Source organism: Stenotrophomonas nitritireducens (assembly GCF_001700965.1).
GTDB classification, from domain to species: Bacteria; Pseudomonadota; Gammaproteobacteria; order Xanthomonadales; family Xanthomonadaceae; genus Stenotrophomonas; species Stenotrophomonas nitritireducens_A.
Genome location: NZ_CP016756.1, coordinates 4,200,846 through 4,223,912, shown reverse-complemented (window position 1 = coordinate 4,223,912; position 23,067 = coordinate 4,200,846). Strand labels below are relative to the sequence as shown.

The following is a 23,067-nucleotide window of genomic DNA, read 5'->3' as shown; positions in this document are numbered from 1 at the left end:
CATGCGCCGGAAGGTGGGTGCATCGTCCATACTCGGATGGCATTCACTGACAGGGCCCATGGCTCTGGAAAGCCCGCGCGGTGCCCACGCACCGCCGCAAGCCATCTGCACCAAGAGGAGTCAGCCGTATGAGCGATACATTCTCCACCCGTAGCCAACTGGAGGTTGGCGGCCAGCAGTACACGTACTGCAGCCTTCCCAAGCTCGGCCAGAAATTCGACATCTCCCACCTTCCCTATTCGATGAAGATCCTGCTGGAGAACCTGCTCCGGCACGAGGACGGCGGCCAGACCGTCGGCCCGGACCACATCGAAGCGGTGGCCCGCTGGAACCCCAAGGCCGAGCCCGACACCGAAATCGCCTTCATGCCAGCCCGCGTGGTGCTGCAGGATTTCACCGGCGTGCCCTGCGTGGTTGACCTGGCCGCGATGCGCGATGCAGTGACCAAGCTCGGCGGCAACGCCGCGCAGATCAACCCGCTGATCCCCTCCGAGCTGGTCATCGACCACTCCGTGCAGGTGGACGTGTTCGGCCGCCCGGATGCGCTGGACCTCAACGGCAAGATCGAATTCGAGCGCAATCGCGAGCGTTACAGCTTCCTGCGCTGGGGCCAGAAGGCCTTCGAGAACTTCAAGGTGGTGCCGCCGAACACCGGCATCGTCCACCAGGTGAACCTGGAAAACCTCGCCCCCGTGGTGATGGAACGGCAGATCGACGGCACCAACTGGGCCTTCCCGGACACCGTATTCGGCACCGACTCGCACACCACGATGATCAACGGCATCGGCGTGCTGGGCTGGGGCGTGGGCGGCATCGAGGCCGAGGCCGCGATGCTGGGCCAGCCCTCGTCGATGCTGATCCCGCAGGTGGTCGGCTTCAAGCTGACCGGCAAGCTGCCCGAGGGCACTACCGCCACCGACCTGGTGCTGACCGTCACCCAGATGCTGCGCAAGCTCGGTGTGGTCGGCAAGTTCGTCGAGTTCTACGGCGAGGGCCTGCAGCACCTGCCGCTGGCCGACCGTGCCACCATCGCCAACATGGCCCCGGAATACGGCGCCACCTGCGGCATTTTCCCGATCGATGCCGAGTCGCTGACCTACCTGCGCCTGTCCGGCCGCAGCGAGGCGCAGATCAACCTGGTCGAAGCCTATGCCAAGGCGCAGGGCCTGTGGCACGACGCCAACAGCGCGCATGCGCAGTACAGCGCCACGTTGGAACTGAACATGGGTGACGTCAAGCCGTCCATGGCCGGCCCCAAGCGCCCGCAGGACCGCGTGCTGCTGGAAGACGTGCACAGCAATTTCGCCGAGGCCCTGACCACGCTTACCGCCAACCGCAAATCCAAGGTGGGCTGCGCGGTGCAGGAGTTCGACGAGGAAGGTGGCGACCAGCCGCAGGCCAAGCGCCTGGCGGCCAAGCCCATCTCCAAGATCCGCATCAACGACGAAGACACCGAACTGTCCGACGGCTCGGTGGTGATCGCCGCCATCACCTCGTGCACCAACACCTCCAACCCGGCGGTGATGCTGGGCGCCGGCTTGCTGGCACGCAATGCAGCGCGCATCGGCCTGAAGGCCAAGCCGTGGGTGAAGACCTCGCTCGGCCCAGGCTCGCGCGTGGTCACCGACTATCTGGAAAAAGCCGGCGTGCTGACCGACCTGGAGAAGCTGGGCTTCTTCGTCGTCGGCTACGGTTGTACCACCTGTATCGGCAACTCCGGCCCGCTGCCGGAAGCCGTGTCCGCCGGCATTGCCGAGAACGAACTGGTGGTGGCGTCGGTGCTGTCCGGCAACCGCAACTTCGAAGGCCGCGTGCACCCGGAAGTGAAGGCCAATTACCTGGCTTCGCCGCCGCTGGTGGTGGCCTACGCCATCGCCGGCACGGTCAACATCGACCTGACCACGCAGCCGCTGGGCAAGGGCAGCGATGGCAAGGACGTCTACCTGCGCGACATCTGGCCGAGCAACAAGGAAATCGGCGACACCATCGCCGCCACCGTCGGCCCGGAAATGTTCAAGCAGAACTACGCCGATGTGTTCAAGGGCGACAGCCGCTGGGCGCAGATCGAATCGCCGGAAGGCCAAGCCTATGCCTGGAGTGGCGACTCGACCTACATCAAGAACCCGCCCTACTTCGACGGCATGACCATGCAGGTCGGCACTATCAGCGACATCCACGGCGCACGGGTAATGGGGCTGTTTGGTGACTCGATCACCACCGACCACATTTCCCCGGCCGGCAACATCAAGAAGGATTCGCCGGCAGGCCGCTTCCTGCAGTCGCGCGGCGTGCAGCCGGCCGACTTCAACAGCTACGGCAGCCGTCGCGGCAACGACGATGTGATGGTGCGCGGCACCTTCGCCAACATCCGCATCAAGAACCTGATGTTTGGTGGCGAAGAAGGTGGCAATACGCTGTATTACGCACCGGGCAGCACCACCGGCGAGAAGCTGGCGATCTATGACGCGGCAATGAAGTACAAGGCCGACGGCGTACCGCTGGTGGTGATGGCGGGCAAGGAATACGGCACCGGCTCCTCGCGCGACTGGGCGGCCAAGGGCACCAACCTGCTGGGCGTCAAGGCGGTGATCGCCGAGAGCTTCGAGCGCATCCACCGCTCCAACCTGGTCGGCATGGGCGTGCTGCCGCTGCAGTTCCATGAAGGCGAGAACGCCCAGACCCTGGGGCTGGATGGCTCGGAAGTGTTCGACATCACCGGGCTGGATGACGGCAAGGCCAAAAGTGCCACCGTCACCGCTACCAAGGCCGATGGCAGCAGGAAGACTTTCACCACCAAGGTGCTGCTGTTGACGCCGAAGGAAGTGGAGTACTTCCGCAATGGCGGCCTGCTGCAGTATGTGTTGCGGCAGTTGGCAGGGAAAAAGGCGGCCTGAATCATCACCCCTGAATCTGCACGCTGATGAATGAAGAACGCCCCGATTGGGGCGTTCTTTTTTTGCGATGGCGTGTTTGTTGTAGAGGCCATGAGCGAAAGCTCCCCCTCTCCCCAACCCCTCTCCCGCAAGGGGAGAGGGGCTTAAGCTGCAATTGCACGCAATGCTTGAACTCGCAGCACACTGAGCCCCTCTCCCCTTGCGGGGCGGTTGAGAGCAGCTTGCGAACCATTGGTTCGCTGCTCTCAGAGCGCCTTAGCGCAAGCGAAGGCCGGGGCGCGGAGCGGGGGTTGGGGAGAGGGGGAAGCCTGCAAATCACCAAGCCTCTGAAAATCCGCGGCTCCGACGCGCTGCCCCGCTAAATCCCTCACCCACCTTCACCCCCAACCGGCCCCCAATCCGCGCTGTACACCTGCCACTCCCCGTCCTGCTCACGCCAGCCGGAAACCACTTCCTGCATCTGCCCACGCTCAGGCAGCAGTCCGCGGCTACCGCCGGTCAGCAGCACGGTGAACCGGACCGTGGCGGTTCCACCCTCGCCCATCTCCACCCGCAATGGCCCGGTCTGGATGGCAACCTTGGCATTGAGCAGCAACTGCCCGCGCAGCAGCCGCTCCAGGCCGGCCCGGTCCAGCCCTTGGTTGCCGACAAAATCCGGCGCCACCGCATCCATGAAGGCCCCGGGCTTGCCCGCCTCCACGTTTTCCTGCATTGCAGCAAACGTGGTGCGCAGGCGCTGCTCCGGCAGTTCGCGGCCACAAGCGGCCAGCAAAAGCATGATCACCGCACAAAGAACGCCGTTGAAGACTGTTCGAATCATCTATCCCTTCGCCTTTTCAATTCGGAACGGTATGCTGACAACAATTACGCCAGTGCCCGCACTACGGGCCTGACCACTAGATCATTCCATTTCCTGGAGGGGAAGATGACTCAAGAACGTCCTTGGCTGCAGAGCTACCCGGCTGGCGTACCAGCTGAAATCGACGTCAACGAATTCCACTCCGTCGCCGATGTCTTCAACGCCTCGGTTGCCAAGTTCCGTGATCGCCCGGCCTATTCCAACTTCGGCAAGGTGCTGACCTATGGCGAAGCCGACGTGCTGGTCACCCAGTTTGCCGCCTACCTGCTGGGCGAGCTGCAGCTGAAAAAGGGTGATCGCGTGGCGATCATGATGCCCAACTGCCTGCAGTACCCGATCGCCATTTTCGGCATCCTGCGCGCCGGGCTGACGGTGGTGAACGTCAACCCGCTGTACACCGCGCGCGAGCTCAAGCATCAGCTGGCCGATGCCGGTGTCTCCGTGCTGCTGGTGGTCGACAACTTCGGCGACACCGTGCAGCAGGTCATTGCCGATACGCCGGTCAAGCAGGTCATCACCACCGGCCTGGGCGACATGCTCGGCTTCCCCAAGGGCCCCATCGTCAACTTCGTGCTGAAGTACGTGAAGAAGATGGTGCCGGACTATGACCTGCCCAACGCCATCCGCTTCAAGGATGCGCTGAAGCTGGGCAAGAGCCACAGCATGCCGGTGGTCGAAGTCGACCACGAGGACATCGCCTTCCTGCAGTACACCGGTGGCACCACCGGCGTGGCCAAGGGCGCAATGCTGACGCACCGCAACCTGATCGCCAACATGCAGCAGGCCTCGGCCTGGATCGGCGCCTCGGGCGTCAAGCCGGGCGAGGAAGTGATCATCACCGCGCTGCCGCTGTACCACATCTTCGCGTTGACGGCGAACGGTCTGGTCTTCATGAAGCTCGGCGGCCTGAACTACCTGATCACCAACCCGCGCGACATGAAGGGTTTCATCAAGGAGCTCAAGAACAACCGCTTCACCGCCATCACCGGTGTCAACACGCTGTTCAATGGCCTGCTGAACACGGAAGGTTTCGATGAAGTCGACTTCTCCAATCTGAAGTTCGCCCTTGGCGGCGGCATGGCGGTGCAGCGCGCCGTGGCCGACAAGTGGAAGAAGGTTACCGGCGTCACCCTGGTGGAAGCCTACGGCCTGACCGAGACCTCGCCGGCGGCCTGCATCAACCCGCTGGACCTGAAGGAATACAACGGCGCCATCGGCCTGCCGATCCCCTCCACCGATGCCTGCGTCAAGAACGACGACGGCCAGATGGTGGCGATGGGCGAAGTAGGCGAGCTGTGCATTCGCGGCCCGCAGGTGATGAAGGGTTATTGGCACCGCCCCGACGAGACCGAAAAGGTCATGGACGCCGAAGGCTGGCTGCATACCGGCGACATGGCGCGCATGGACGAGAACGGCTTCTTCTATATTGTCGACCGCAAGAAGGACATGATTCTGGTGTCCGGCTTCAACGTCTATCCGAACGAAATCGAAGACGTGATCGCGATGATGCCGGGCGTGCTGGAAGTGGCAGCAGTCGGCGCACCCAGCGAGAAGTCGGGCGAAGTGGTGAAGGTGGTCATCGTCAAGAAGGACCCCAACCTCACCGAGGAGCAGGTCAAGGAATTCGCCCGTGCGAACCTGACCGGCTACAAGCACCCGCGCATCGTTGAGTTCCGCAAGGAACTGCCCAAGACCAACGTCGGCAAGATCCTGCGCCGCGAACTGCGCGACGCCAAGCCGGAAGCTTGATGCCGGCGGTTTGATATAGGCGACCTGATGCCGCCGACCTGAAACAGGCTGCGTGACACCCACAAACCTCCCTGGCAACAGGGAGGTTTTTTTATGCAATTTCAACAGCCGGCGGCAACGGATGTAGGAGCGGCGTAAGCCGCGAAGCTCGTAGATTGTCAGCCCGCGGAAATCTTTGACCGCCAAGCATTGCCAGCTTCGCGGCTTACGCCGCTCCCACAAAAACAAAAACAGCCAGCCGCCCTCCAATGTGGGAGCGGCAAAAGCCGCGAAGCTAACGGACTGTTAGGTTACGGAAATCTCTGGCCGTGAAGCATTTCCAGCTTCGCGGCTAACGCCGCTCCTACAAAAAAAACGGCCGACCCGCATTGTGGGAGCGGCATAAGCCGCGAAGCTAACGGACTGTTAGGTTACGGAAATCTCTGGCCGCGAAGCATTCCCAGCTTCGCGGCTTACGCCGCTCCCACAACACAACAACCTTGCTTGCCTTTACGGCGTGGCGCTCTGCAGCCGGTAGCTGGCTTGACTGCGGTATTCCACACCGTTCAACACGGTTCGCACTTCCACCGCATGTTCGCCCTCGGCCAGCTTGGTCGGCAACGCGCCGCGCCACAAATGGCTGGATGGCACGGCTTCCGGCGAGCGATCGTAGCCGCGCAGCGTGTCGGCCAGATCATCGGCGATGTTTTCCACCAGCAAGCGTGGATCCGGCTGCTCGACCTGCTTCATCGGCTGCCACTGTCCATCATCGACGCGGAACTCGACCGGCAGGCCAGCGTAGCCCATGAACACATTTGCGTAGATACCCCAGGCCGGGTAAGCGCCCTGGCGAAGCACCTTGGGTGCATGCAACGCGATCTGCTGATCGGCCGGGACACGGGCAACGCGGTACTCAACGCTGTACTGGCCGTGCGGGCGGATGTTGAGCAAGCCATAACCATTGGGCGTGCCGTCCGCCATGGTGGTATCCGGAATGCCCTGCGCATCCTTCACCCCCGACCAGAAGGCACCGCAGGCGGCGCCCACATTGTATTCGTGCAGCGGTTTGGTACCGTTCCAACCGTCCTGCGCCCCCCAGAACTTCTGGCTCTGGTTGTGGGTGTGGCCACTGACGATCAACGGATGTGGCACCTGCTCCAGCAGCTTGAACAGCCGCGCGCGGTCTTCCGCCCGGTAGACGTGATCGAACAAGGGAATGTGGAAGCCCAGCACCACCAGTTTGTCTTTCGGGATGGTCGGCAGATAGGCCTCAAGGAAGGCGAACTGATCCTCGCGCAGGCCACCGATATAGGCCGGCTTCTGGCCGGGCTGGGCGAGGATGTCGTCCAGGCCGATGAAGACCATTGACGCCTCTTCCCAGGCATAGGTGTCCGGGCCCAGCACACGATGGTAGCTGTCCAGCGAATTGGCGTCGGTGCTAGCGCCCAAGTCCATGTCGTGGTTGCCTGGCACGTGCAGCCACGGCACGCCCAGCGAGGTCACCGCTTTGGTCAGCGCCGGGTAGAGGCTGGGGTCGTCATTGGTGATGTCGCCCAAGGTCATGCCCAAACGCGCCTGGTGCTTGCCACGCAGCGGTTCAATGATGTCGCGCTCGAAGTAGCTCACATCCAACGCGTTGCTGGTCTGGCTGTCGGCCAGCAACAAAGCCTGGAAGCTGCTGGGTGCGCTCTTGTCCGGCATCAGCGCGAACGAGCGGCACTGCGCATCGCCCTCGCCTGCCTGCGGCCGCCAGACATCCGGCAGGCCATCGTAACGCTGGGCTGCGCTGTAGCCGGCCGGTTTGATCAGGAAGACATTCGGCTGGCTGGATGCGGGCAGTTGATAGCGGCCGTCCTTGCCGGTGCTGACGATATGCTGGCCGTCGGATACGCGGATAGCCGCCAAGGGCTGTTCGCCTGCGTCCTGTTGCCCATTGCCGTTGCGATCGAGGAAGACCGCGCCTTGGAGGCAGGAAGCGCTGGCAGCAAACGGTACGCAGGCCAGCAGCACGGCAGTCAGCAGGGATGGGCGCATGGGTTCCTCGGCAACGTTGGACAGTGGCCCATTATCGCCCCCGGATGCTGCAGCAGGGTTGCGTCAGCTGGCGAGCAATACCCAGGTAGAGCCGAGCCATGCTCGGCTGGGCTTTACCGGTGATAGTGGGGTTTGTTGTGAAGGCCCTTGCCGAGCATGGCTCGGCACTACATTGCGCGCGGTGCTCGGCTGCGCTTTATCGGTGACGGGGGGTTTTGTTGCGAAGGCCCCGCCCAGCATGGCTCGGCACTACCTAGCTGGCGGCTTTTTCGGCGGCCTTGGCGTGGCGGTCTTCCAGCACAGCGACGGCATCGTCCAGCGACAGGCCGCGGGCACGCAGCAATACGATCAGGTGGAACAGCAGGTCGGCCGATTCGCCCAGCAGTTCGTCATCGCGCTGCACGACGCCGGCCAATGCGGTTTCCACGCCCTCTTCGCCCACTTTCTGCGCGATATGCCGTGCGCCCTTCTCGAACAATTTGGTGGTGTAGCTGTTGAGCGGGCGATCATGCTCGCGCTGCCTGATCAAGGCATCCAGCGCACCAAGGAAGTTGCCCGGCGCCGCGCTGAAACAGCTGCTGCTGCCGGTATGGCAGGTTGGGCCATGCGGGCGCACGGTGACCAACAGCGTGTCGTTGTCGCAATCGCTGCGGATGTCGACCAGATCCAGGTGGTTGCCCGAGGTCTCGCCCTTCGTCCACAGGCGCTTCTTGCTGCGGCTGAAGAAAGTGACCTTGCCGCTGTCGCGGGTGCTGTCCAGCGCCTCGCGGTCCATATAGCCCAGCATCAGCACACGCAGCGTGGCCTCGTCCTGGATGATGACGGGCATCATCCCGTTGACCTTTTCCCAGTCCAGTGCGGCCGGATCAACCGGTTTGAATTCAGTAGACATCCCTAACCTCGATTTGTTGTTCGCGCAGGAACTGCTTCAGTTCCGGAATTGCGATGGCACCGGAGTGGAAGACACTGGCAGCCAAAGCCCCGTCAACGTCAGCCTGTTCGAATACATCGGCGAAATGCTGTGGCGTGCCCGCGCCGCCAGAGGCGACCAACGGAACCGTGCACAGCGCCCGGGCCTGGCGCAACTGTGCAATATCGTACCCCTTGCGCACGCCATCGCTATCCATGCAGTTCAGCACTATTTCACCTGCGCCGTGAGCCTGCACTTCACGCACCCAGTCCAAGGTCAGCCTGGCCTCGGCGCGGGTCTTGCTCGGATCGCCGGTATAGGAGCGCACCCGCCACTGCCCGTCGGGCTCGGCGATGGAATCGATGCCGACCACCACGCATTGCTGGCCAAACGCCTCGGCCAGCTCGGCAATCAGGTGCGGGCGTTCCAGCGCCGGGGTATTGACTGAAATCTTGTCGGCACCGGCATTGAGCACTGCACGCGCGGTTTCCACATCGCGGATACCGCCCGCCACGCAGAACGGAATATCGATCAGCCGCGCCACCCGCTCAATCCACGCGCGGTCCACCGAACGCCCCTCCGGGCTGGCGGAAATATCGTAGAACACCAGTTCGTCAGCGCCCTGGTCGCGGTAGCGTAGCGCCAGTTCGGTGATGTCGCCCATGTCGATGTGGTCGCGGAACTTGACGCCCTTGACCACCCGGCCTTCGCGCACGTCCAGGCAGGGAATGATGCGGCGGCTCAGCATGACAAGGCCTCGTCCAGTTGCAGCCGCCCTTCCAGCAGCGCCTTGCCGAGCACCGCGCCACCGCAGCCTGCAGCCTTGGCTGCGCGGATGTCGGCAGCATCACGCACGCCGCCAGAGGCCTGCACGGCGACGCCGGGCAGCAGCTTGGCCAAGTGGGTGTAGAGCTCGATGTTCGGACCGGAAAGCATGCCGTCGCGGGAAATATCGGTGCACAGCAGGTGCTTCATGCCGGCCTGCGCGTAGCGGCTGGCCAGTTCATCCAGGGTGACATCGGCGGTCTCGGTCCAGCCATGTACCGGCAGGCGCCAGACACCGTCTTCACCCTGGCGGGTATCCAGCGCGATGGTCAGCTGCTCGGCGCCAAACTCGGCCAGCCATGCCAGCACCTGCTCGGGTTGGCGAACCGCCAGCGAACCGATCACCACGCGGCTGGCGCCGGCATCGAGGATGCGCGCGACGTCGTCGCGGCCACGTACGCCACCGCCGGTCTGCACCTTCAACGGCGTGGTCGCGGCGATCTGCTGCAGCAGCGGCGCCAAGGTATAGCCGCCGGCCTTGGCCGCATCCAGATCGACCAGATGCATCCAGCTGGCGCCGGTGCTGGCAAATACCTGCGCGCGTGGCAAGGCATCGTCGCCATAGGTGGTCTGCTTGGCGTAATCGCCCTGCAGCAGGCGCACCACACGGCCGTCACGGATATCCAGCGCGGGGTAGACGGTAAAACTCATGCGGCGATCTCAAGAAAATTCTGTAGGATGCGTGCGCCAGGCCCAGCCGAACGCTCGGGATGGAACTGTGCGCCGCACAAGCGGCCACGCTGTACCACCGCAGTAAACAGGCCGCCGTGGTGGCAGGCGGCAACCGTGTCGGAAGTGACCGGCGCCGCGTAGCTGTGCACGAAGTAAGCGCTGGAACCAAGCGGCACGCCATCCAGCAAGGGCGACTCGCGCAGCGCCAGCAGTTTGTTCCAGCCCATATGCGGAACACGTACGCCCACACCAGGGTGCATGCGACGGACAATGCCCGGCAGCAGGCCGAGGCATTCCACATCGCCCTCTTCCGAGCGCTCGAACAAAAGCTGCATGCCCAGACAGATGCCGATCAACGGCACCTGCAAATCGCGCAGTGGTTGTACAAGACCCTGCGCGTGCAGCCGGCGCATACCCTCCGCGGCCGCGCCAACGCCCGGCAGGATCACCCGCTCCAGACCGTCCAGATCACCCGCTTCGCGGACCATCTGCACGTCAACCTGCAGCCGCTCCAACGCATAGCGCACCGAACCCAGATTGGCGCCGCCGGCATCCACCAGACCGACCTTGCTCACAAGGCCCCCTTGGTGGACGGCAGCTCGGTGCCTTCCTTGCGGATGGCCTGGCGCAGTGCGCGAGCCAATGCCTTGAAGCAGGCCTCCACCTTGTGGTGGTCATTCTCACCTTCCACCTTGAGGTTGAGGTTCAGCCCGCTGGCATCGCATAGCGAACGGAAGAAGTGCGGCACCAGTTCGGTCGGCATGTCGCCCACGCGCTCTCGCTTGAATTCGCCATCAAACACGAAGTAAGGCCGGCCGCTGAAATCCAGCGCGGCGCTGGCCAGGGTTTCGTCCATCGGCAAGGTAAAGCCATAGCGACCGATGCCGCGCTTGTCGCCCAGCGCTTCGCGCAATGCCTGGCCGAGCGCAAGGCCTGTGTCTTCGATGGTGTGGTGCTCGTCGATGTGCAGATCGCCCTTGGCCTCCACTTCCAGCGCGAAACCGCCATGGCGGCCGATCTGGTCCAGCATATGGTCGAAGAACGGCAGGCCGGTGTTGATCCTGGAGCTGGCCACCTTGTCCAGGTCAACGAAGACACGGATCTGGGTTTCCTTGGTGTCGCGCTGCACGGTGGCGCGGCGCGGCGCATCGGCCAGCTCGTGGGCAATCGCATCCCAGTCCCACTCGCCGCCGAACTGTTCGGTGCGCAGCTGGAAGCCGCGGATCTTCATGTTGTCGGCGAACTGGATGTCGGTTGGGCGGTCGCCCACCATCCCTGAGCGCGCCCAGTCGATGCTGCGGTCCTGCAGGTACGGCACCATCATGCCGATGCCCGGCTTGCGGTTGGGGCTGTTGTCCTGCGGCCAGCTCGGATCGATCAGCACGTCGCGGAAAGTGATGCCCTGGCTGGCGAAAATCTGCAGCATCAGATCATTCGGCCCATCAAAGCTCGCTTGGGAATAGCCCTCGCTGCCCAGCCCGTCCTGGTTGGAGACGATGACGAACTGGTAGCCGGCATCGCGCAGCTTGAGCATGGCCGGGATCACGTTCCTGACGAAGCGGATCTTCTCGTAGGCGTCGATCTGGAAGTCGGCCGGCTCCTCGATCAAGGTGCCATCGCGATCGACAAACAGAATGGGGGTCATGCGGACGGCTCCAGCGTGGCAAGTGCGTCAAGGACGTGATCATTTTGTTCGGGGGTGCCCAGCGTGATGCGCAGGGCGTCGTGCAACTGCGGCGCGGCGCGCTGATCGCGCACCACCACGCCGGCTTTCAACAAGGCCTGGAACGCCGCTTCGGCATCGTTGAAACGCACCAGCAGGAAGTTCGCATCCGAGCCGTAAACATGGCGTACACAGCGCTGCAGCGACAGCGCAATGCGCAGGCGGTCGCGCTCACCGCGCACGGTGGCGATGCGCGCGCGGGTCTGCACCAGCGCAGCCTCGTCCAAGCCGGCAAGCGCCAGCGTTGAGCAAGGCGTCGGGATCGGGTACGGCGCCTGGCAGCGGCGCAGCACGCTGATCAGTGCCGCATCGGCAATCACGCAGCCAATGCGTGCGGCCGCCAGCGCATGCGCCTTCGACAGCGTACGCAGCACGGCAATATTGTCGAAGCGCGCCATCAAGGTAGTCGCAGAAGGTTCGTCGGCGAATTCGGCATAGGCTTCATCCACCACCACCAAGGCCTGACCGCGCAATGCTTGGGCCACGGTTTCGATCTGATCCAAGGTGATGCTCAGGCCACCGGGATTGGAAGGCGAACATAGGAACACCAGTTTGGCCCCACCCTCCTTCGCCGTGGTGATGATGCGGGCTATATCCGGCACCAGGCCTGCGTCGGTGTCGAGCAGCGGCACTTCCAGCGCCGGCGCATTCTGCAACCGCGCACTGACCGCGTACATGCCGAACACCGGCGGCGTATACAGCACCGCATCGCGGCCGGGCACGCACAGGGCGCGTACCAGTAGATCGATGGCTTCATCGCTGCCGCGACCGATCAGCAGCTGCTCGGCTTGGCAGCCATAAAGGCTGGCCAGCCGCTCGCGCAGTGCCTGCGGTTGCGGGTCGGGATAACGGCGGCAGCTGGCCTCGGCGTCGCCAGGGTTGGCCCATGCCGATTCATTCGCGTTGAGCCAGATCTCGCCTTGCAGCTTGGCGCTGCGTGCCGACGAATAACCGCCAAAGTCGCGCAGATCATCACGGACCAGATCAAGCACGCTGCTCACGGCGCAACCCCCAGCCGCAGCGCGACCGCGTTGGCATGCGCACCCAGACCCTCGGCGCGGGCCATGGTCAGCGCACACGGGCCGATGGCCGTGATTCCTGCCTGGCTGGCCGCCTGCACGCTGATCTGGTTCTGGTAACTGGCCACACTGACGCCGCTGTAGGCGCGGGCCGCGCCCGCCGTTGGCAGCACGTGATTGGTGCCGGAGCAGTAGTCACCCAGCGCCTCGGGCGTGTAGTCACCCAGGAACACCGAGCCGGCGGCTTCCACCTTGTCCAGCCATTGCCGCGGTTCGCGCAGGGCCAGAATCAAGTGCTCAGGCGCATACCGGTTGGAGATTTCAAATGCCTGCGCGATCGATTCAACCTTGACCAGCAGCGAGGCCGTCAACGCCTGACGGGCGATGGCCTCACGCGCGAGCTGCACGACTTGGGCTTCCACTTCGTCCTGCACGGCGGCAATCATCGCCGCATCGTCGCAGAGCAGCAGCACCTGCGAATCCGGGCCGTGCTCGGCCTGTGACAGCAGATCGGCGGCAACAAAGGCAGCGTTGGCGCCGGCATCGGCGATCACCAGCACTTCCGACGGACCGGCCGGCATGTCGATGGCGGCAGCACCGGCCTGGGCAACCTGTTGCTTGGCTTCGGTAACAAAACTATTGCCCGGCCCGAACAGTTTGTCGCAGGACGGGACCGATTCGGTGCCATAAGCCATGGCGGCGATGGCCTGCGCCCCACCGATCTTGAACACGCGGTGCACGCCGGTCAGGCGCGCGGCCACCAACACGGCCGGATCGGCGCTGCCGTCCTTGCGCGGCGGCGTGCACAGCACCACTACACGGCAGCCAGCCAGCATGGCCGGCACGCCCAGCATCAACGCGGTGGACGGCAGCGGCGCGCTGCCTGCCGGTACATACAGGCCCACGCGCGAGATCGGCCGGATGACTTTTTCGCAGACCACGCCCGGCGCGGTTTCCACGCTATAGGGCTGGGCCATGCCGGCGCGGTGGAAGCGATCGATGCGATCGGCAGCCTGCTGCATGGCGATGCGCAGTTCTGCCGGCACTGCCAGTTCGGCGGCGGCAAATTCGGCCTCGCTGACTTCAAAGCGCTCTGGCGCGACGCCGTCGAAACGCTCGGTGATTTCACGCAATGCCGCGTCGCCACGACTGCGCACCTGCTCGATCAGGCCGGCGACGGACTCGCGGGTCTGGACGGCAACAGTCTGCACCGGACGGGTAAGTGCACGCGCCTGTGCAGCGGCGTCGAGCGCGTTCCAATCGAGGATGTTCATACCAGCGACTTCTCCACCGCCAATACCATCAGGCCTTGGGCGCCGGCACGTTCCAGTTCTTCCAGGCGCTGCCAGCTGAGCGCGCCGCTGCACATGGTCTGCAGCCGCACCGCATCGCCCTGCCCCGGCAGCCGCAGCAGCGGCTCGGCGTCGGGCAGTAGGCGCGCAAGTTCTTCGACGCGGTCTTCGCTGGCGCTGAACATGAGCAGCTTCTGGTCCTGCACCTTGCTCAGGCCATCCAGGCGACGCAGCAGCATCGCCATCAGGCCCGCGCGGGCGTCGTCGAGCTCATGTACCGGCCCGGCGAGCACGGCTTCGCTCTCCAGCAGCACTTCCACCGGCTTGAGTTGGTTGGCGGCCAGCGTGGCGCCGCTGGAGACCAGGTCACAGATCAGCTCGGCGGTGCCCAGCTTCGGGGCGATTTCCACCGAACCGGACAGCTCCACGACCTGCGCATCCACGCCCTTTTCCTTCAGCCATGCGGCCAGGATGGCAGGGTAGCTGGTGGCGATGCGCTTGCCCTGCAGCATCTGCACGCCCTGCCAATCCCATTCCTCCGGCACCGCGATCATCAGCCGGCAGGAGCCGAAGCCGAGGCCACGCAGCGGCTGGTAGACATCGGGCAAGCCGATCTGGCGGCGTGCCTTGGCCTGCTCGTCGAGTTCGTTCAGGCCAACCACACCCAGGTCGCAGACGCCGTCGGCGATCAGCCCCGGGATGTCATCGTCGCGCACCAGCAACAGGTCCACCGGCAGCGACTCGCCGAAGCAGAACAGCTTGTCGCGGCTCTGCCGCCAGCTCAGTCCACAGGCCGCCAGCAGGCTGCGCGCGGGATCGGCCAGGCGGCCGCTTTTCTGAATGGCGATACGCAGCCGGTCGCGTGCCGGGGCGGTGGTTGAAGCACTCATGGGGTTATCTCAGTTGGATTCGGTTTTGCGCGTGGCGAGGCGTTCGATGGCGACGGCATAGCCGCCGGCACCATGCTCGAGCGAGCGCGCGACCCGGCCTATGGTGGTGACGCTCACCCCGGTCAGGTCATAGATCTCACGATAGGGCACGCCCTTGCGCAGCAGCGGCACTACCCGCCAGCGGTCGGCCATGGCTTCCAGCTCTGCCGGCGTGCACAGATCGCGCAGGAAGGCCTGCGCCTCCTGCGGCTTGTCGAGGGCGGCAAAAGCCCGCGCCAGCGTCTTCAGCGCTGCATCGGCGGCCTTGTCACGTTCGGTTTCCTGACGAGTCTTCATTTGCATCAATGTAATAGCGTGCTAATACATTAGTGCGTAACCGGCGGAGAGTCAAACCGGCTCCCTTGTAGTGCCGAGCCATGCTCGGCAGGAGCATTACCGGGAAATCCTCTGCCGAGCATGGCTCGGCACTACAGGGTTCATGCGCCGGGACGGCGCCAGGTGCCTGTTGCTGTCAGCGAAAGACCTCCCCTCCGCTGCGCGAAAGGGCGGGAGCAGAAACGGTAGAGCCGAGCCATGCTCGGCTGGGGCATTACCAGGAAGGCCTTTGCCGAGCATGGCTTGGCACTACCTTTCGTGCCGGCCACCTTCATCGCGAAGGCATAAAAAAAGCCCCGCTATGCGGGGCTTTTCGATCAGCGCGCCATTGCGCGGGTCTGTTCCAGCTCTACCTGGAGGGTAGATGCCAGTTCATCCCTGGCCACTTCGAACTGCTGTTCACGCAGCAGGTCCTTGACCGCGACCACACCGCGCGCCAACTCATCCTCACCGGCCAGCACCACGAAGCGGATGCCTGCCTTGGCGGCGTACTGGAACTGCTTGCCGATCTTCTTCGGCTCCATCTGCACTTCGGTGTTGATGCCGCCAGCGCGCAGGCGACGGGCGATATCCAGCGACTGCGGCATGGCCGCCTCGTCCATCAAGGCCACCATCGCGTGCACGCTGCTTTCAGCAATGCCATCGATCAGGTTGGCTTCGCGCAGCTGCCAGAACAGGCGTGTCAGGCCGATGGAAATGCCAACGCCTGGCAGCTTGGACTTGGTGTAGTGGCTGGCCAGGTCCTCGTAACGGCCGCCCGAGCAGATCGAGCCGATCTGCGGGTGGTCGACCAGGCTGGTCTCGTAAACCGTGCCGGTGTAGTAATCCAGGCCGCGGGCGATGGAGAAATTCAGGCAATAGGCGGTCTCCGGCACACCCAGCGCCTTCACCAGTTCCAGCACTTCACGCAGCTCGGCAGCGCCGGTGCGCAGCGACTCACTGGCCGATTGGCCAGCCGCCGCCAGCACCGCGTCGATCTGCGCCAATGCATCCGCGTGCGAGCTGGAGCGCACTTCGACAAAGGACAGGATGCGCTCGACCGCGTCGGCCGGCAGGCCGAAATCCGGGCCAACCAGGGTTTCACGCACGTAATCGGGACCGCGCTTGTCGAGCTTGTCGACTTCACGCAGCACCAGCGCCTGCTGCTCGGCATCCACCACGCCCTGCGCTTCAAAGAAGCCGCGCATCAGCTTGCGGTTGTTCAGCTGCACGGCAAAGTTGCCGATGCGCAGCTCGGAGAACACCGCGTAGATCACCGCCAGCACTTCGGCGTCGTAGCGGATGCTCAAGCTGTCCTTGCCGATCACATCGACGTCGCACTGGTAGAACTCGCGGAAGCGGCCACGCTGGGCGCGCTCACCACGGTAGACGCGCTGCATCTGGTAGCGGCGGAACGGGAAGGTCAAGTCATGCTCATGCTCGGCTACATAGCGGGCCAGCGGCACGGTCAGGTCGAAGCGCAGCGCCATTTCCGGCAGCCCGCCCTTGTCGGCCGATTCGGCGGCATTGGCCAGCGCACCGGTGGACTGCACGAAGTACACCTGGCGCTCGGTTTCGCCGCCGGATTTGGTCAGCAGCACGTCGGACAGCTCGAACACCGGGGTTTCCACCGGCAGGAACCCGAAGCGCTCGTAGTTGCGGCGGATGACGTCCAGCATGCGCTGGAACGCGATCTGCTCGCGCGGCAACAATTCCATGATGCCGGGCGGGGTACGGGGCTTGATCACGGGCAAAACTCCTGCAACTCAATAGGGAAACGGTTGCCAATTCTAGCCGCACACCGCCCGTCTGGCCGCATGAAGTATCATTTAGGACAACCGTCCCCCCAATCAAGACATGTCCCGGCCAGCCCAAGGCACCGAGCAATCCCCGGTTTCGTCCATTGCGGCAGAAGGCAATGGCGTGCGCGAGTGCCTGCAGTGCTCGGTCCGCCACCTGTCGGTGTGCTCGGCCCTGTCCTGCGATGAAGTGCATGCGCTGGAGCAGATTACCGTGTCCACGCCGGTGGCGATGGGCACCACGCTGGCCCGTGCCGGCGAGCCGCGCGCATATGTCTATACAGTAACCGAGGGCGCGCTGCGCCTGGTCCGGACCTTGGCCGATGGCCGCCGCCAGGTGAACGGTTTCGTACTGCCGGGCGATTACCTGGGCCTGAGCGGCAGCGACCATCACCGTTACGACATCGAGGCGATCGCGGACAGCCGCGTCTGCCGCGTCCCCACCACGCAGATGCGCGACCTGCGCCAACGCTACCCGCACCTGGAGCGCAAGCTGTTGCAGCGCGCCTGCCAGGAACTGGACGCGGCACAGGACAACGCATTGGCCCTGGCGCGGTTGCAGCCGCCGGAGCGGCTGGCGGATTTCCTGCTGCGGCTGGCCGCGCGCGAGGCCACCTTGAACGGGCGCAGCAGCAACCGTGTCTCGCTGCCGATGGGCCGCGGCGATATCGCCGACCATCTGGGCCTGACCATGGAAACGGTGAGCCGCACCTTCACCAAGCTGCGCCAGCAGGGGCTGATCGCCCTGCCCCATCTGAACGTGGTCGAGATCCTGGATTTCGCCGAGCTGCAGCACCTGGCCAACGACGAGTTTTGAGGCTGCACCAGTAGAGCCGAGCCATGCTCGGCTGAAGCTCTACGGTGAAGCTTCTGCCGAGCATGGCTCGGCACTACAGGGGCGCGACGCCTGCGGAAGCTGTAGGAGCGGCGTAAGCCGCGAAGCCCGTACACTTCCAGAACGCAAAAATTGTTGACTGCGAAACAATATCTGCTTCGCGGCTTATGCAGCTGGCCTATCGGTAAGGCCTCTGCCGAGTATCGCTCGGCACTACAAGCGAGGCCGGCCGGCGCTTCCTGTGGGAGCGGCGTAAGCCGCGAAGCTCCTGCATTTTCAGATTGCAGAAATTATTGGCTGCGAAACAGTGCCGGCTTCGCGGCTTACGCCGCTCCTATAGTTGATCTTCCGGTGAAGCCCCTGCCGAGCATGGCTCGGCACTACAGACTGCGGGTTAGAGCAGTTTTTCGCGCAGGGCGGCGTATTCCGGGGCGCAGGGTTCGGCGTGGGCCGGGCGCTTGAGCAGCTCGGCCAAGGCCGGCGGCACCTCGACTTCGCGACCTATCAGCGGCTCGACCACCGATTCGAACTTGGCCGGGTGCGCAGTCGCCGCCACCGCCCAATGTTCATTGGCGGCCGCACTACCACTGGCACGCAGTTGCTCCAGCACATACACCGCGGTTGCGGTATGCGGGCAGAACACTTCGCCATGATCGCGGTAGCGGGCGGCAATCGTGTCGCGGATGGTGGCGTCGCTTACCGCCTGCGAGGTGAATGCAGCGCGCAAGGCTGCATCATCGCCGTTGTACAGCCAGCGCAGCCGCTCGAAGTTGCTGGGCGCGCCAACATCCATGGCGTTGGCCAAGGTCGCAACGCTGGCCTTGGGCGCGTAATCGCCGCCGCTGAAGTAATCCGGCAACACGCGATTGGCATTGGTCGCCAATACGATCCGCCCCAATGGCACACCCAGCGCTCGCGCCATCACCGCCGCCATCGCATTGCCCAGATTGCCGGTAGGAATGACGAAGTTCAGCAGGCCGCCGTGCGCGGCCTGATGGGTGAGCGCCGCATGCGCGTAATAGCTCATCTGCGGCAGCAATCTGCCGAGGCTGATGCTGTTGGCCGAGCTCAACGGTACCTGTGCCTGCAGCTCGGTGTCGCCCAGCGCCTGCTTGGCCATGGTCTGGCAATCATCAAACGAGCCGGCCACCCGCAGCGCACGGATGTTGCCGCCCAGGCAACCTAATTGATGCGCTTGCCGCGGCGATACCCGCCCATCCGGGTACAGCACCACCACCTGCAGATTCGGCTGATTGTGGAAGGCGGCAGCGACGGCGGCACCGGTATCACCGGAGGTCGCAACCACGATCGTCAGCGGTCGCTCCTGCCCTGTGCGCAAGCGCGACAGGCTGGCAGCGAGGAAGCGCGCACCGAAATCCTTGAACGCCGCGGTGGGCCCGTGGAACAGCTCCAGCACATGATCATTGGGTGTAGCCAAGGCCTGCAGCGGTGCGGGGAAATCAAAGGCCTCGCTGCAGATTGCCGCCAACTCAGGCGCCAATGCATCGGCTGCGAAGAACGGCTGCAGCAGGTCGGCAGCGGTGGCCGCAAGCGTGGTACCGGGCTTCAGGTTGCGCGCTGCAGGCATCTGCTGCGGCACGTACAGGCCACCGTCCGGTGCCAGCCCGGCCGCAATGGCCTGGCTCAAGGTGACGGCGGGAGAAGCGTTGCGGGTAGAGATGAAGTTCATTCGAAAATCCGCGAAAGGGTTGAAGTACTGCATGCGACGCAAGCGTGATGAGCGGCCGTTCAATCCGGCCGCTGCGGGCTCACAGCAGGCGCGCACCGGGACTGTTGACCGGGGTCACCCAGCTTTGGCTGCCGAATCCTGCCGCAGCAAATGCCGACTGCACCTTGGGTGCGGCCGCGAGCGCGGTGTCACGGTCCTCAAACCAGGCAAACACGCTGGGACCAGCACCGGAAATACTGGCGCCCATCGCTCCGGCCGCCAGTGCCGCTGCCTTGGCGGCGTCAAAGCCGATGATCAACGGCGCACGCCGTGGTTCGATCAGCACGTCGGCCAAGCCAGCCCGCACCAAGTTGGCATCGCCAGCGTGGCAACCGGCCAGTACCAGCGCCAGATTACTGCTCTGCGCGACGAACTCCTTCAATGCATAGCTTCCCTGCAAGGCGGCGCGGGCGCGGCGCGTTTCCAGCAAAGCATCCGGATGTACCAGCAGGCTATGCCACTGTGCGGGCACCGACACCGGCACCAGCCGCTCCAAGGTGGACAACACCAGCCCGCCAAGAAACATCGGTCCCAGGTTGTCGCCGTGGCGGCTGCCGCTGGCCACCGCCTCGCCTTCCAGTGAATACAGATACAGCTGCTCGCGGCTCAAAGGCATATCCAGCAGTGCATTGGCCGCCACCAGTGCAGCCACGCACGATGCCGCCGAGCCGCCCATCCCGGAACTGAGTGGAATGCCCTTGTCGATCTCCACTTCAAAGCCGTACGTCAGCCCCAAGGCCTGGCGCAATGCGATCAACGCCGCGCCGGCGGTGTTGCTGGGCGCATCCAACGGCAATTCCACAGCAGCGCCACGAATGGCGGCGATGCGCACTTCCGGCGCGTCTATGCGGCGCACGGTTACGGTGTCGCCGACATCCGGTACCGCGTAGCCGAGCAGATCAAAACCAACCGCTACGTTGGCCACCGAAGCGGGCGAGAACGCCCGCGCTTCGCGCAACCCTGAATTCCTCAAGCCATCACTCACAATCGCGCTCCCTCGCCTGCTGCGACCCGCAGCACATCCGCAAATACGCCGGCTGCCGTCACTTCCGGGCCTGCACCCGGGCCCTGCACCACCAATGGATTGTCGCAATAGCGACGGGTGGTGAACTGCACCACGTTGTCGGTCAGGCGCAGGTTGGCGAAGGCATGGTCACCCGGCAACTCGACCAGTCCCACGCTGGGCTGCTGACCCGGTTTGAACTGGGCCACATAGCGCAGTACATTGCCACGTGCGCGCGCTTCGGCAAGCCGTTGTGCGAAGCCCGCGTCCACCTCATGCAGGCGCGCCATGAAGTCGTCCACGCTTGCCTGCTGCAGCGCCGCCGGCACCAGGCTTTCCACCGCAACATCTTCCAGGCTCAGCTCGTAACCAGCCTCGCGTGCCAGGATGACCAGCTTGCGCGCCACGTCCACGCCAGACAGATCATCGCGCGGGTCCGGCTCGGTATACCCCATGCCGCGCGCCTGCGTGACCAGCTCGGAGAACGGCACGCTGCCATCATATTTATTGAACAGCCACGCCAAGGTGCCGGAGAAAATACCGGCTATCGCGGTGACTTCATCGCCGGTATCCACCAGATCGCGCAAGGTGGTGATCACCGGCAGGCCGGCGCCCACCGTCGCTTCGTAGCGGAAGCGCGCACCGGTCGATGCGGCCGCCTCACGGATGGCCTGATAGCGCGCCAATGGGCCGGAACCGGCCTGTTTGTTGGGCGTCACCACATGGATGCCCGCAGCCAGCCAGCCCGCGTAGCGGTCGGCCACCTCGGCGCTGCCACTGCAGTCGATGATCAACGTGTGCGGCAGCCGCGCCGACAACAGATGCTCGGTGAACAGGTCCAGGTCATTGGGCAGCGCGGCCGAATCGAATGCCGCCTTCCAGTTGCCGTGCAGGCCCCGCTGGTCGAGCACCATACGGTTGCGCGAGGCCACCGCACGCAGCCGCAGGTCCAGTTTCGCCCTGGCCAGCAGTGCTGCTTCGGACGCATACAGCTGCTCGAGCAGGGCCGCGCCCACGTTGCCCGGCCCGATCACGCCTACCGAGAAGGTCTGCGGCGACAGCCAGAACCCGGCATGCGCTGCACGCAAGGCTTTAGTGGCGTCGCCCGCCCCGATCGCCACCGAGATGTTGCGCTCGGACGAACCCTGCGCAATGGCAAGAATATTGACCTGGGCCCGGCCCAACGCCTCGAACAGGCGTGCGGCCACGCCCGGCTGGCCGGCCATGCCGTCGCCGACGGCGGCGAGCACGCTCACCCCTTGGGTCAGCTGTACACGCTGCACCTGGCCCGCTGCCAGCTCGTGCGAGAAGCCCTGTAACAAGGCATCGCGTGCGCGCTCGGACTCGCCCTGCTTGACCACGCAGCAGATCGAGTGCTCGGACGAGCCCTGCGAGATCATCACCACCGAAACGTGCGCATTGCGCAGCGCGGCGAAGACACGCTCGGCGGTGCCCGGCACACCCATCAGGCCGGTACCTTCCAGATTCAGCACGGCCAGATCCGAGCTCAAGGTCAAACCCTTGATCGGGCCGCTGCTGGAGCTTTCGGCGGTGATGCGGGTGCCCGGATGATCGGGCTGGAACGTGTTGCGGATGATGATCGGCAGGCCACGTTCGATCGCCGGCGACATGGTCTGCGGATGTACAACCTTTGCGCCGAAATAGGCCAGTTCGCAGGCTTCGTCATAGCTGAGGGCGTCCAGCTGCACGGCCTCAGGCACCACCCGTGGGTCGGCCGACAGCACGCCATCCACATCGGTCCAGATATGCAGTTCGTCAGCCGCGAACAAGGCCGCGAAGATCGCGCCAGAGAAATCACTGCCGTTGCGGCCCAGCGTGGTGATATGGCCCTTGCGGTCACGGGCCACGAAGCCGGTCACCACCAAGCGTCGCGCCGGATGCGTTTCGCGCCACAGTGCGAGTCTGGCGGCGCTGGACTTCCAGTCCACGTCCACACCCAGCTCGCCGTGGTTGACCACCAGCACGTCGCGGGCATCGAGCACATCGGCATCTTCGCCCAGTACCTGCAGGTGATGGCCCAGCAGGTGGGCGGAAAACACCTCGCCCAGACCCTGCACGCGATCCAGCACTTCCTGCGGCAGCTCGCCGATCACCGCCAATGCGGCAAGGATTTCACGCAGGCGCTCGAAGCGCGCGTCCAGCCATTCGATGGTCGCCCCGGAATGTTCGCCCAGCAGCGCAGCAGCCGCGCCGCGATGGCGCGCGCGCAGCTCGTGCCAGCGCTCGTCCCAGGCCGGGTCAGCCGCCGCTGCGGCCCTGGCCAGGTCGATCAGCGCATCGGTGACGCCCTTCATCGCCGAGACCACGGTCACCTGCTGCTGCTCGTCGCGGTCAAGCAGCAGCTTGCCTACATGGCGGTAACGGTCAGCGTCAGCGACGGAGGTACCGCCGAATTTGTGCACGACGGTGCGGACGGCAGCGTTCGCGGCAGGATCGGCGGGTGAAGCAGCAACTGGCGACATCGGAAGAACCTCGGCTGA

Annotated in this window: 18 protein-coding genes; 3 read left to right on the top strand and 15 right to left on the bottom strand. The window is 64.5% G+C overall.

Going from position 1 to position 23,067, the window contains the following annotated elements; genetic code table 11:
• Positions 1 to 128: 128 nt before the first annotated feature.
• Positions 129 to 2,894: an aconitate hydratase AcnA gene (acnA, locus tag BCV67_RS18090; protein WP_062167773.1), complete on the top strand. Its 2,766-nt coding sequence runs from the start codon at positions 129 to 131 to the stop codon at positions 2,892 to 2,894.
• 367 nt (positions 2,895 to 3,261) lie between these two features.
• Here acnA and BCV67_RS18085 read toward each other — a convergent pair whose 3' ends face one another.
• Positions 3,262 to 3,714 carry a nuclear transport factor 2 family protein gene (locus BCV67_RS18085; protein ID WP_062167774.1) on the bottom strand — a complete coding sequence of 151 codons (453 nt, stop codon included), beginning with the start codon at positions 3,712 to 3,714 and terminating at the stop codon, positions 3,262 to 3,264.
• Between the two features lie 105 nt (positions 3,715 to 3,819).
• Between BCV67_RS18085 and BCV67_RS18080 the strand changes: the two genes are divergently transcribed.
• On the top strand, positions 3,820 to 5,502 hold the full coding sequence (locus tag BCV67_RS18080) for a long-chain fatty acid--CoA ligase (protein ID WP_062167775.1): 1,683 nt from the start codon (positions 3,820 to 3,822) through the stop codon (positions 5,500 to 5,502).
• Between the two features lie 489 nt (positions 5,503 to 5,991).
• Here BCV67_RS18080 and BCV67_RS18075 read toward each other — a convergent pair whose 3' ends face one another.
• The 11 genes from BCV67_RS18075 to hisS all read right to left on the bottom strand — a co-directional run bounded on the left by BCV67_RS18075 (position 5,992) and on the right by hisS (position 16,948).
• Positions 5,992 to 7,515 carry a calcineurin-like phosphoesterase C-terminal domain-containing protein gene (locus tag BCV67_RS18075; RefSeq protein ID WP_062167776.1) on the bottom strand — a complete coding sequence of 508 codons (1,524 nt, stop codon included), beginning with the start codon at positions 7,513 to 7,515 and terminating at the stop codon, positions 5,992 to 5,994.
• 253 nt (positions 7,516 to 7,768) lie between these two features.
• Complete coding sequence (gene hisIE, locus BCV67_RS18070; RefSeq protein ID WP_062167777.1) at positions 7,769 to 8,407, bottom strand: bifunctional phosphoribosyl-AMP cyclohydrolase/phosphoribosyl-ATP diphosphatase HisIE; 639 nt, start codon at positions 8,405 to 8,407, stop codon at positions 7,769 to 7,771.
• A complete protein-coding gene (gene hisF, locus BCV67_RS18065; protein WP_062167778.1) occupies positions 8,397 to 9,173 on the bottom strand; it encodes an imidazole glycerol phosphate synthase subunit HisF in 777 nt (258 codons plus the stop codon). The genes hisIE and hisF overlap by 11 nt, the downstream gene beginning before the upstream one ends.
• Positions 9,167 to 9,901, bottom strand: a complete 735-nt coding sequence (gene hisA / locus BCV67_RS18060; protein WP_062167780.1) for a 1-(5-phosphoribosyl)-5-[(5-phosphoribosylamino)methylideneamino]imidazole-4-carboxamide isomerase — start codon at positions 9,899 to 9,901, stop codon at positions 9,167 to 9,169. Before hisA ends, hisF begins: the two co-directional genes overlap by 7 nt.
• Positions 9,898 to 10,497 (bottom strand): imidazole glycerol phosphate synthase subunit HisH, encoded by a 600-nt coding sequence (gene hisH / locus BCV67_RS18055; protein WP_062167781.1) that lies wholly within the window; start codon positions 10,495 to 10,497, stop codon positions 9,898 to 9,900. Before hisH ends, hisA begins: the two co-directional genes overlap by 4 nt.
• On the bottom strand, positions 10,494 to 11,567 hold the full coding sequence (hisB, locus tag BCV67_RS18050; protein ID WP_062167782.1) for a bifunctional histidinol-phosphatase/imidazoleglycerol-phosphate dehydratase HisB: 1,074 nt from the start codon (positions 11,565 to 11,567) through the stop codon (positions 10,494 to 10,496). Before hisB ends, hisH begins: the two co-directional genes overlap by 4 nt.
• On the bottom strand, positions 11,564 to 12,646 hold the full coding sequence (gene hisC, locus BCV67_RS18045) for a histidinol-phosphate transaminase (RefSeq protein ID WP_062167783.1): 1,083 nt from the start codon (positions 12,644 to 12,646) through the stop codon (positions 11,564 to 11,566). Before hisC ends, hisB begins: the two co-directional genes overlap by 4 nt.
• Positions 12,643 to 13,938 (bottom strand): histidinol dehydrogenase, encoded by a 1,296-nt coding sequence (gene hisD, locus BCV67_RS18040; protein WP_062167784.1) that lies wholly within the window; start codon positions 13,936 to 13,938, stop codon positions 12,643 to 12,645. The genes hisC and hisD overlap by 4 nt, the downstream gene beginning before the upstream one ends.
• A complete protein-coding gene (hisG, locus tag BCV67_RS18035) occupies positions 13,935 to 14,846 on the bottom strand; it encodes an ATP phosphoribosyltransferase (protein ID WP_062167786.1) in 912 nt (303 codons plus the stop codon). The genes hisD and hisG overlap by 4 nt, the downstream gene beginning before the upstream one ends.
• A gap of 9 nt (positions 14,847 to 14,855) precedes the next feature.
• Positions 14,856 to 15,182, bottom strand: coding sequence for a YerC/YecD family TrpR-related protein (locus BCV67_RS18030; RefSeq protein WP_062167787.1), 327 nt, complete (start codon positions 15,180 to 15,182; stop codon positions 14,856 to 14,858).
• 356 nt (positions 15,183 to 15,538) lie between these two features.
• Positions 15,539 to 16,948, bottom strand: coding sequence for a histidine--tRNA ligase (gene hisS / locus BCV67_RS18025; protein WP_062171572.1), 1,410 nt, complete (start codon positions 16,946 to 16,948; stop codon positions 15,539 to 15,541).
• 109 nt (positions 16,949 to 17,057) lie between these two features.
• Between hisS and BCV67_RS18020 the strand changes: the two genes are divergently transcribed.
• Positions 17,058 to 17,816, top strand: a complete 759-nt coding sequence (locus BCV67_RS18020; RefSeq protein ID WP_062167788.1) for a Crp/Fnr family transcriptional regulator — start codon at positions 17,058 to 17,060, stop codon at positions 17,814 to 17,816.
• A 412-nt stretch (positions 17,817 to 18,228) separates the two neighbouring features.
• On the opposite strand, the gene thrC is transcribed toward BCV67_RS18020, so the two are convergent.
• The 3 genes from thrC to thrA all read right to left on the bottom strand — a co-directional run bounded on the left by thrC (position 18,229) and on the right by thrA (position 23,049).
• Positions 18,229 to 19,524 carry a threonine synthase gene (gene thrC, locus BCV67_RS18015; RefSeq protein WP_062167789.1) on the bottom strand — a complete coding sequence of 432 codons (1,296 nt, stop codon included), beginning with the start codon at positions 19,522 to 19,524 and terminating at the stop codon, positions 18,229 to 18,231.
• Between the two features lie 79 nt (positions 19,525 to 19,603).
• Positions 19,604 to 20,536 (bottom strand): homoserine kinase, encoded by a 933-nt coding sequence (locus tag BCV67_RS18010; protein ID WP_428999485.1) that lies wholly within the window; start codon positions 20,534 to 20,536, stop codon positions 19,604 to 19,606.
• A gap of 8 nt (positions 20,537 to 20,544) precedes the next feature.
• Complete coding sequence (thrA, locus tag BCV67_RS18005) at positions 20,545 to 23,049, bottom strand: bifunctional aspartate kinase/homoserine dehydrogenase I (RefSeq protein WP_062167790.1); 2,505 nt, start codon at positions 23,047 to 23,049, stop codon at positions 20,545 to 20,547.
• Positions 23,050 to 23,067 lie beyond the last annotated feature (18 nt).

Excerpts from the sequence above, each read along its gene's own strand:
- acnA (WP_062167773.1), top strand. The coding sequence starts at position 129 with ATGAGCGATACATTCTCCACCCGTAGCCAACTGGAGGTTGGCGGCCAG.
- BCV67_RS18085 (WP_062167774.1), bottom strand. The coding sequence starts at position 3,714 with ATGATTCGAACAGTCTTCAACGGCGTTCTTTGTGCGGTGATCATGCTT.
- BCV67_RS18080 (WP_062167775.1), top strand. The coding sequence starts at position 3,820 with ATGACTCAAGAACGTCCTTGGCTGCAGAGCTACCCGGCTGGCGTACCA.
- BCV67_RS18075 (WP_062167776.1), bottom strand. The coding sequence starts at position 7,515 with ATGCGCCCATCCCTGCTGACTGCCGTGCTGCTGGCCTGCGTACCGTTT.
- hisIE (WP_062167777.1), bottom strand. The coding sequence starts at position 8,407 with ATGTCTACTGAATTCAAACCGGTTGATCCGGCCGCACTGGACTGGGAA.
- hisF (WP_062167778.1), bottom strand. The coding sequence starts at position 9,173 with ATGCTGAGCCGCCGCATCATTCCCTGCCTGGACGTGCGCGAAGGCCGG.
- hisA (WP_062167780.1), bottom strand. The coding sequence starts at position 9,901 with ATGAGTTTTACCGTCTACCCCGCGCTGGATATCCGTGACGGCCGTGTG.
- hisB (WP_062167782.1), bottom strand. The coding sequence starts at position 11,567 with ATGACCCCCATTCTGTTTGTCGATCGCGATGGCACCTTGATCGAGGAG.
- hisD (WP_062167784.1), bottom strand. The coding sequence starts at position 13,938 with ATGAACATCCTCGATTGGAACGCGCTCGACGCCGCTGCACAGGCGCGT.
- hisG (WP_062167786.1), bottom strand. The coding sequence starts at position 14,846 with ATGAGTGCTTCAACCACCGCCCCGGCACGCGACCGGCTGCGTATCGCC.
- BCV67_RS18030 (WP_062167787.1), bottom strand. The coding sequence starts at position 15,182 with ATGAAGACTCGTCAGGAAACCGAACGTGACAAGGCCGCCGATGCAGCG.
- BCV67_RS18020 (WP_062167788.1), top strand. The coding sequence starts at position 17,058 with ATGTCCCGGCCAGCCCAAGGCACCGAGCAATCCCCGGTTTCGTCCATT.
- thrC (WP_062167789.1), bottom strand. The coding sequence starts at position 19,524 with ATGAACTTCATCTCTACCCGCAACGCTTCTCCCGCCGTCACCTTGAGC.
- thrA (WP_062167790.1), bottom strand. The coding sequence starts at position 23,049 with ATGTCGCCAGTTGCTGCTTCACCCGCCGATCCTGCCGCGAACGCTGCC.